Consider the following 9100-nt stretch of genomic DNA (forward strand, 5'->3'; position numbering starts at 1 on the left):
AGGTTCGAGCAGGTGGGGGAATCTCGCGGCTCGAGAGCCATGTTCACCTTCCTCGCCTCCTGGGTGAGACCGGCCATGAACGCGATGCTCGGCAAGGAGTGGCTCGGGCAGGACCGGCTGCCGCGGGGAACGGGCATCATCGTCTGCCCCAACCACGTCACCGAGATCGACCCGCTCGTGGTCGGCCACTTCCTGTACAGCCAGGGGATCATGCCGCACTTCCTGGCGAAGGCGTCCCTGTTCTCGCTGCCCGTCGTCGGAACCCTGCTGCGCACCATCAAGCAGATCCCGGTGGAGCGCAGCACCGCCGGGGCGAACCGCTCGCTCGAGGCGGCACGCGAGGCGCTGGCCGAGGACGGCGGGATCGTCATCTACCCGGAGGGCACCCTCACGCGCGATCCGCAGATGTGGCCCATGAAGGGCCGCTCGGGTGCTGCTCGACTGGCACTGCAGACGGGTGCACCGGTGGTGCCGATCGCGCAGTGGGGCGCCCAAGAGCTCTTCCCACGCTACGCCACACGGTTCCAGCTGTTCCCCCGCAAGCGCGTCCGCCTGCTCGTCGGGGAGCCCGTCGATCTGAGCGATCTGCAGGGCGCGCCCCTGACGAAGGGGACGCTCGACACCGCGACCGACCGGATCCTCGACGCGATCACCGAGCTGCTCGCCGAACTCCGCGGCGAGGACGCGCCGGCTGAGCGCTGGGATCCGATCGCGAAGCACCAGAAGCCCACCGGGCGCCGCTTCGAGGTGCACGACGACGGCGATTCCCCCGCCGGCCCCGTGACGGGGGACCAGCTGTGAGCGACGCATCGCCCCGGGCGGTCCCGGCGAAGATCGCCGTCCTCGGTTCGGGGAGCTGGGGCACCACCTTCGCCAAGGTGCTCGCCGACGCCTCGCCCGCCACGCACGTCGCCCTCTGGTCGCGACGCGCCGAGGTCGCGGTGGAGATCACGGAGCGGCACCGGAACTCCCGATATCTCGGTGACACCCGGCTACCGGGGAACGTCACGGCCTCCGACGACGTCGCAGCCGTCCTCGCGGACAGCGCCCTCGTGATCCTCGCCGTACCCGCCCAGACGCTGCGCGGGCAACTCCCCGCGTGGCGCGCGTCCATCCCGGAGAACGCCGTCGTCGTCTCGCTCATGAAGGGCCTCGAGGTGGGGACCGACGCCCGCATGAGTGAGGTCATCGCGGAGGAACTCGCACTTCCGGCCGATCGGATCGCCGTGCTCTCCGGACCCAATCTGGCCCTGGAGATCGCCCGCGAGGAGCCCACCGCATCCGTGGTGGCCTGCCCCGACCACGGGACCGCCGCGTGGATCGCCGCTGCCTGCACGGCGTCGTACTTCCGGCCGTACACCTCCACCGATGTGATCGGCGTGGAGATCGGCGGCATCGTGAAGAACGTGATCGCCCTGGCCGTGGGGATCTGCGAGGGACGCAGCATGGGGGACAACACCAAGGCGTCGGTGATCACCCGCGGACTGGCCGAGACCACGCGCCTGGCCGTGGCGCTCGGCGGCAGACCCGAGACGATGGCGGGACTGGCCGGGATGGGGGACCTGATCGCGACCTGTTCCTCGGCGCTCTCGCGCAATCACACGGCCGGGCGGTTGCTGGGTCAGGGGCTCACCCTCGACCAGGTGACGGTGCGGATGAACCAGACCGCCGAGGGGATCAAGTCGGCCCGGGCCGTCCTCGACTCCGCCACGAAGCTCGATGTGGACATGCCCATCACCGCGGCCGTCGTGGCCGTACTCCAGGGACAGCTGGCCGTCGACGACCTCGGCGCCCGTCTCCTGGCCCGCAATCTCAAGCCGGAAGGCGACCCCGCACAGTGACCAGCGTAGTTCCCGCACGCTCCCGCAAGCCCCGCGTGCTCGTCCTCTTCGGCGGGCGCTCGAGCGAGCACTCCGTCAGCTGCGTGACGGCGGCCGGCGTCCTGGAGGCCATCGACCGCACCAGGTACGACGTCGTGCCCGTGGGCATCACGCGGTCGGGCCAGTGGTCACTGGTCTCCGGGGACCCTTCCGCGTGGTCACTGCGCTCCGATGTGCTGCCGGAGGTGACCTCCAACGGGCAGACCGTGGTCATGGGAGCCGCCGTGGACGGCAGCGACGGTCAGGAACTGCTCGTCGCCGCCCCGGGAACGGTCCCGGAGAGCATCGGCGCGGTCGACGTCGTGCTCCCGCTGCTGCACGGCCCCTTCGGTGAGGACGGCACCCTGCAGGGGATGCTCGAGCTCGCCGACATGCGCTACGTGGGGTCCGGCGTCCTGGCCTCGGCGGTGGGCATGGACAAGCACTACATGAAGGTGGTCTTCGCCTCGGCCGGGCTCGAGGTGGGCCCCTACGAGGTGATCACCGACCGCCAGTGGCGCACCGACGCCGAGGCGTGTCTGGAGCGCGCGTCGAGGCTGGACTTCCCGCTCTTCGTGAAGCCGGCACGTGCCGGCTCCTCGCTGGGGATCACGCGCGTGGCGGATCCGGCAGGGCTCCGGAGCGCCGTCGACGCGGCACGGGTGTTCGATCCCAAGGTGGTCGTCGAGGCCGGTGTCGAGGGCCGCGAGATCGAGGTGGCCGTGCTCCAGGGTCACGGCCTCGAGGGCCCGCGCACCTCCCTGCCGGGGGAGATCGCGGTGCAGCCCGGGGGCGGCGCGTGGTACGACTTCGAGGCCAAGTACGTCGACGGCGCAGCGGCCGAGCTCACCTGCCCCGCGGAGCTGCCCGACGAGGTCACCGACCGCCTGCGGCGCCTGGCGGCCGAGGCGTTCGACGCCGTCGGCGGCGAGGGGCTGGCGCGCGTGGACTTCTTCTACACGCCCGACGGACGCCTGATCATCAACGAGATCAACACCATGCCCGGGTTCACCCCGATCAGCATGTATCCGCAGATGTGGGCCAAGTCCGGGCTGGGGTACACCGAGCTGATCGACGAGCTGATCGAGCTCGCGCTGGAGCGCGGCACGGGTCTGCGCTGAGCGGACGTCGTCATCCGTCCGGTCCGGCTCATGTCAGGGCCAGCACGCCGAGCAGGGAGATACCGGCCAGCAGCACCGTGGACAGCGCGCCGACGGCGGCGAAGCGGCCCCCGCTGTGCAGCAGGCGTCGGATGTCGATCCCCGCGCCCAGACCGAACATCCCGGCCGCCAGGAGGATGGTGGTCAGTGTCCGGCCGACGTCGAGCGCCGGCTCGGGCAGGACGCCGGTGGAGCGCAGGATCACCATGGCCAGGAATCCGAGCACGAACAGCGGGACCAGGGGGGTCCTGCTGCGCAGCTGCTGAACCCCGTCCGACGCCTCTTCCGTGGTTCCGTCGCGCAGAGAGCGTGCCGTGTGCCGGCGTTCACCGATACTCGCCAGGGCCGCGACCGGTGCGAGCATCAGCACCCGGCCGAGCTTCACCACGGTCGCTGACGCCAGCGCCGTCGCCCCGGCGGTACTGGCCACGGCCACCACCTGCGCCACCTCGTGGACGGCGAGCCCGGACCAGATGCCGAACTCGGCAGCGTCGAGGCCGACCAGCACGTTCAGCAGCGGGAGCGCGAGGATCATGAGTGAGCCGTAGAGGGTGACCATGGCGACGGCGGAGGCCACCTCGTCGTCGTCGGCGTCGGCGATGCCCTGCATACCCGCGATGGCCGACGCCCCGCAGATGGAGAACCCGGCGGCCATCAGGAGTGCGCCGGCCCGGCTCAGGCCGAGCCACCGGCCCAGCCAGGTGGTCGCGGCGAAGCTGATGGCCACGGTCGCCACGATCAGCAGGATCACCTGCGGACCCAGGGCCAGGATGTCCGGCAGCGCGAGCTGCAGACCAAGCAGCACGACGCCGGCGCGCAGCAGGCGCTTGGTGCCGCCGCTGATGCCGGGCCGGAGGGTCGCGGTGTAGAGACCGGTGTTGCCCAGGAGTATCCCGAGGATCAGGGCCAGGACCAGTGCTCCCAGGAGAGTCTGTACGCTGGCGAGCAGCATGGCGATGCCCACGCCGACGGCCATGACGAGAAGACCCGGGAGCCACGCGGAGAATGGGGCGCTACGGGTACGGGTTGTGCTGCTCATCGATGCTCATCGATCCTTCCGGCTGTCGGCGCCGGTCCCCATCCTGCCGCACCCGTCCCGAAACAGCAGAAATGACCGACGCGGAGGGTCTAGGTGGTCATTTCTGCTGTTTCGGCAGCTAGATGATGCTCTCCGTCAGGTGGTTCGGCGTCCCGAAGCGGTGTGCGGTGATGCTGACCGCCTGCTCGTGCAGGAAGGGCAGCATCTCCACCCGCCCGGACTCGGTGACGGGCTGCGCGTAGATCGCGACGTCGGGGCGTCCGCCTGTCGCCTCGCTGAGCGCCGTCGTGTCCTGACCGATCAGCCTGATCCGGCTCGCATCCAGCGTCGCTGCGCGTGCGAGCCAGGCGTCGTCGTCCTCGATGGTCAGGGACTCGGCCTGCGCTGCGATGGCCGATCGGAGTGCGCTCGGAAGGTCCACCCCGCTCGAGACCGTGACGGTGGCGCCGGCGGCACCGGCTGCGAGCAGTACGCGCACCAGATCGACGACGGGCGCAGCCGCGGCGAGCCGGACGGTCACCGGGTGGGGCAGGTAGCGGAAGAGATTGCGTTCGGCCGAGAGTGCCGAGGCGTCCTTCACCTGCCCGAACTCGCTGTTCCAGGCCGCGGCGTCCGAGGCGGCGGAGCGCTCCAGGCGGGCGACGTCGGCGTCGGGCAGACCGCTGGTGCGCGCGGCCTCGAGCAGGGGCCGGGCGGCGGGGAGGGGAGCATCCTGCGCCGTCGACTCCCTCGAGGACCAGGTCCCGAGACCCACGAGGTAGTTCGGGCCCCCTGCCTTGGTGCCGGCGCCGACGGCGGACTTCTTCCAGCCGCCGAACGGCTGCCGCTGGACGATCGCTCCCGTGATACCGCGGTTGACGTAGAGGTTGCCGGCCTGGACGCCGTCGAGCCAGGTGGCGATCTCGTCGCCGTCGAGTGAGTGGATACCGGAGGTCAGACCGTACGCGATGTCGTTCTGCAGCGCGATGGCCTCCTCCAAGGTCTCTGCCGTCATGATGCCGAGGACCGGGCCGAAGTACTCCGTCAGGTGATACGTGGAGCCGCGCCGCACACCGTAGCGGACACCCGGGCTCCACAGCCGCCCGGTCGCGTCGAGCTGCTGCGGCTCGATGATCCAGGCCTCACCCTCGCCGAGCGTGGTCAGCCCGTCGAGGAGTTTGCCCTGCGCCGGCTCCACCACCGGACCCATCTGCGTGGTGGGATCCTCGGGGTACCCGACCTTCAGGGAGGACACGGCGTCGACGAGCTGATTGCGGAAGCGCTGGGAGGACGCGACACTGCCCACGAGGATCACGAGCGAGGCCGCGGAACACTTCTGGCCGGCATGACCGAACGCCGACTGAGCAATGTCCTTCGCGGCAAGATCGAGATCGGCACTCGGGGTGACGATGATGGCGTTCTTGCCGGAGGTCTCCGCGAGCAGCGGCAGATCCGCGCGGAACGAGCGGAACAGCTCGGCCGTCTCGTAGCCGCCGGTGAGGATGACGCGGTCCACGCGCGGATCGGAGATGAGCTGCCGGCCGAGGTCGCGTTCCTCGAGGTGCGCCAGACGCAGTACCTCCCGCGGCACGCCGGCATCCCAGAGAGCCTGCACCATCACCGACCCGGAGCGACGCGCCTGGGCGGCGGGCTTGATGATGACGGCGGATCCGGCAGCCAGCGCCGCGAGCGTGGATCCCGCCGGGATCGCGACCGGGAAGTTCCACGGCGGCGTGACGACGGTGAGCTTCACGGGCGTGTAGGAGGCGCCGTCGACGTCGTCGAGCTCGCGGGCGCGCTCCGCGTAGTAGTGGGCGAAGTCCACCGCCTCGGAGACCTCGGGATCACCCTGATCGAGGGTCTTGCCCGTCTCGGCGCCCATCACCTCCATGAGCTCGGCCCGTCGTGCCTCGAGGGCGTCCCCTGCCCGGTGCAGGACGGCGGCGCGCTCGGCACCGCTCAGCGCTCCCCAGGGACCCGCGGCCGCGACCGCGCCGGCGATCGTCTCCTCGAGCTGGTCAGCGCGGCTGAGCATGGCTGTCTCCACGAGATCGTTGCCGAGGTCCGAGGTGGGAAGACGATCGAGGATGGCCCTGCCCCAGGCGCGGTTCTCGGGGAGGGAGGGATCGGTGTCGGGAGTGTTCGTGAAGCCGTCGCGCGGGTGGGAGTCCTCCGGCCCGGTACGATCCTGCCTGCGGCTCCGCGGCGGGATCGAGGTATCCAGTTCGGTGAGCGAGGCGAGGAAGCGCTCCTTCTCGCGCTCGAACAGGGCCTCGTTCTCGGAGAGCTCGAAGACCGCCGACATGAAGTTGTCCTGGCTCGCGCCCTCCTCGAGGCGGCGGATCAGGTAGGCGATGGCGACGTCGAACTCGCTCGGGTGGACCACAGGTGTGTAGAGCAGGAGGGAGCCGACGTCGCGCTTGACGGCCTCGGCCTGACCCTGCGCCATGCCCAGGAGCATCTCGAACTCGATGCCGTGGCGCACGCCGCGCTCGCCGGCCAGCAGCCAGGCGAAGGCCAGATCGAAGAGATTGTGGCCGGCGACGCCGATGCGCACGTTGTCGATGTGGGCCGGCTGCAGTGCGTAGTTGAGGATGCGCTTGTAGTGCGTGTCGGAGTCCTGCTTCGATCCCCACGTGGCCAGCGGCCAGTCGTGGAGCGAGGCCTCCACCTGCTCCATGGGCAGATTGGCTCCCTTGACCACGCGGACCTTGATGCTCGCACCGCCCGCCGACCGCCGTGCGGCGGCCCACTCCTGCAGGCGGATCATCGCTGCGAGGGAGTCGGGCAGATAGGCCTGGAGGACGATGCCGGCCTCCAGATCCTTGAACTCGGGCCGGTCGAGGATCGCCATGAAGACAGCGACCGTCAGGTCCAGGTCCTTGTACTCCTCCATGTCGAGGTTGATGAACTTCGGCGTCTCGGACCGGGCGGCGAGGGCATAGAGCGGTGCCAGCTTCTCGGCCACGTCGCTCACGGCCTCGTCGAACGCCCATGCGGGGTGCGGGGCCACGGTGGAGGAGACCTTGATGGAGACGTAGTCGACGTCGGGGCGCTCGAGCAGCTTCACGGTGCCCGCGAGCCGCCGGTCGGCCTCGTGCTCGCCGAGCACGGCCTCGCCGAGGAGATTGATGTTCAGCTGGACGTCGTCGCGCTTGATCCTGGCGATGGACCGGCCGAGGCGGGCATCGGAGGCGTCGATGATGAGGTGCCCCACCATCTCGCGCAGTACCCGCCGGGCGATCGGGATGACGATCTGCGGGAGGATCGGGGCGACGACGGCGCCCACCTTCACGGCGGAGCGCATGTACCAGGGGAGGAAGGCAGGAACCTTCGGGGCGATGACGCCGAGGTTGCGCGCGGCGACCGACAGATCCTCCGGCCGGATGACGCCGTCGACGAAGCCGACCGTGAAGGCCAGCCCGTCCGGATCCTTCAGCACACCGGCGAGCTGCTTGGCGGAGGTCTCCACAGGGATCTTCGAGGCCTCGGTGAGCCAGCGGCGTACGAGCGCGATCGATTCCTCCGGCAGCGTCGCCGGGATCTCCGCGGTGCCACCGGGGCCGGTGGAGAAGTGGGCAGCGGTCTCGGGGCCGGGGGTGTGGCCCGGCGTCGCTGCGTGTGATGCCCGGGTGGGGGCGGTGCCCTGGCGGGCCGGGAGCTGGGTTGTCATGGCAACGGCTTTCGGTCGGGCGGCTCGCACCGCGCGCAGAATGAAGCAGCTACTTCACCTTCAGTATCCGCCGACGCGTAGCATGGGGAAAAGCGATGAATGCCAAAGGGTATTGGTCGGTGAACCTGATGAATCGGGGCCTTACATGCTCGACCTGCGACGCCTGAGACTCCTTCGTGAATTGAAGATCCGGGGGACACTCGCCGACGTCGCCGCAGCACTGAACTACAGCCCGTCCTCGGTCTCCCAGCAGCTCGCACTCCTGGAGAAGGAGGCGGGCGTGGACCTGCTGCGGAAAAGCGGCCGCCGCGTGGTCCTGACCCCGCAGGCCGAGGTGCTCGTGGCGCACACGGCGGAACTACTCGAGACCCTCGAGCGCGCGGAGGCCAAGCTCGCAGCCTCCCTGACCGCGGTGGCCGGCACCGTGAGGATCGCCGTGTTCCAGTCGGCTGCCCTCGCCCTCATGCCCGAGGCCCTGACCGCCGTCGCGCGGGACTATCCCGACGTGCGGGTGGAGATGGTGCAGCGTGAGCCCGAGAGCGCGCTGTATGCCACGTTCGCCGGTGACTTCGACCTCGTGATCGCCGAGCAGTACCCGGGCCATGCGGCTCCCCGCCATGCGGAACTGGACCATGTCCCCTTGACCGCGGACGCGATACGGCTCGCTGTACCGACGTCGGGCCCGCAGTACGCCGGGATCTCCTCGGTGGCGGGCGCTTCCTCCGCAGCCTGGGTGATGGAACCCCGGGGAGCGGCGTCGCGGCACTGGGCTGAGCAGGCCTGCCGCCGGGCCGGGTTCGAGCCCGATGTGCGCTACGAGACCGCTGATCTGCAGGCCCAGATCAGGCTCATCGAGTCAGGCAATGCCGTGGCTCTCATGCCCGATCTCGTCTGGACGGCGCGCACGGTTCCGGTGCGGCTCATCGGTCTCGGGGAGTCCGCCGAGCGAGCCATCTTCACGTCGGCGCGCCGGGCCGGGGCGGACCGTCCCGCCATCAGGGCCGTGCGTGAGGTCCTCGGGGCAGCCGCAGCCGGTGTCCGGCCTCCGCGGGGTGCGGTCTGACGTCGTCGGGGTCCGACGCACGTCCGTGGTTCCGTCGATCCCGCTCCTCGTGCGGCGCGGGTGGGATCGACGTCGTTCATCGCGTGGATCCCACTCCTCATGCGGTATCGGTGGGAGTGACGCCGTTCGCGCGTCAATCCCAGTCCTCAAGCGCCGGAAGTGGGATTGGTCGTTCGTTCCCACTGGGCCGGTCGGGGTAGTGGGATCGACCGTGCGGCGTCGGATCTCAGGCGGTTTCGGGCAGGTCGATCCCACTCCTCATGCGGTATCGGTGGGAGTGACGCCGTTCGCGCGTCAATCCCAGTCCTCAAGCGCCGGAAGTGGGAT

The 9100-nt window shown here is 70.0% G+C and carries 6 protein-coding genes; 4 read left to right on the forward strand and 2 right to left on the reverse strand.

Annotation, left to right across the window (positions count from 1 at the left end; genetic code table 11):
* Window positions 1-12: 12 nt before the first annotated feature.
* From E8P82_RS09885 to E8P82_RS09895, 3 genes are read left to right on the forward strand one after another with little or no spacing between them, the layout of a single operon-like run.
* Window positions 13-801 carry a lysophospholipid acyltransferase family protein gene (locus E8P82_RS09885; protein ID WP_136454496.1) on the forward strand — a complete coding sequence of 263 codons (789 nt, stop codon included), beginning with the start codon at window positions 13-15 and terminating at the stop codon, window positions 799-801.
* Window positions 798-1841, forward strand: coding sequence for an NAD(P)H-dependent glycerol-3-phosphate dehydrogenase (locus E8P82_RS09890; RefSeq protein ID WP_136454498.1), 1044 nt, complete (start codon window positions 798-800; stop codon window positions 1839-1841). Before E8P82_RS09885 ends, E8P82_RS09890 begins: the two co-directional genes overlap by 4 nt.
* Window positions 1838-2980: a D-alanine--D-alanine ligase family protein gene (locus E8P82_RS09895; protein ID WP_246021190.1), complete on the forward strand. Its 1143-nt coding sequence runs from the start codon at window positions 1838-1840 to the stop codon at window positions 2978-2980. Before E8P82_RS09890 ends, E8P82_RS09895 begins: the two co-directional genes overlap by 4 nt.
* A gap of 28 nt (window positions 2981-3008) precedes the next feature.
* On the opposite strand, the gene E8P82_RS09900 is transcribed toward E8P82_RS09895, so the two are convergent.
* Both E8P82_RS09900 and E8P82_RS09905 read right to left on the reverse strand, forming a co-directional pair.
* On the reverse strand, window positions 3009-4058 hold the full coding sequence (locus tag E8P82_RS09900; RefSeq protein ID WP_136454500.1) for a YeiH family protein: 1050 nt from the start codon (window positions 4056-4058) through the stop codon (window positions 3009-3011).
* A 118-nt stretch (window positions 4059-4176) separates the two neighbouring features.
* The gene (locus E8P82_RS09905; protein WP_136454501.1) at window positions 4177-7710 is read right to left on the reverse strand and encodes a bifunctional proline dehydrogenase/L-glutamate gamma-semialdehyde dehydrogenase; all 3534 of its coding nucleotides are present in this window, start codon (window positions 7708-7710) and stop codon (window positions 4177-4179) included.
* Window positions 7711-7855: 145 nt separating this feature from the next.
* Here E8P82_RS09905 and E8P82_RS09910 point away from each other — a divergent pair, with 145 nt between their 5' ends.
* Window positions 7856-8773 carry a LysR substrate-binding domain-containing protein gene (locus tag E8P82_RS09910; protein ID WP_136454503.1) on the forward strand — a complete coding sequence of 306 codons (918 nt, stop codon included), beginning with the start codon at window positions 7856-7858 and terminating at the stop codon, window positions 8771-8773.
* Window positions 8774-9100 lie beyond the last annotated feature (327 nt).

Origin of the sequence: Arthrobacter echini (genome assembly GCF_004803505.1) — a bacterium.
Taxonomy (GTDB): Bacteria; Actinomycetota; Actinomycetes; order Actinomycetales; family Micrococcaceae; genus Arthrobacter_D; species Arthrobacter_D echini.

Excerpts from the sequence above, each read along its gene's own strand:
- E8P82_RS09900 (WP_136454500.1), bottom strand. The coding sequence starts at position 4,058 with ATGAGCAGCACAACCCGTACCCGTAGCGCCCCATTCTCCGCGTGGCTC.
- E8P82_RS09905 (WP_136454501.1), bottom strand. The coding sequence starts at position 7,710 with ATGACAACCCAGCTCCCGGCCCGCCAGGGCACCGCCCCCACCCGGGCA.
- E8P82_RS09910 (WP_136454503.1), top strand. The coding sequence starts at position 7,856 with ATGCTCGACCTGCGACGCCTGAGACTCCTTCGTGAATTGAAGATCCGG.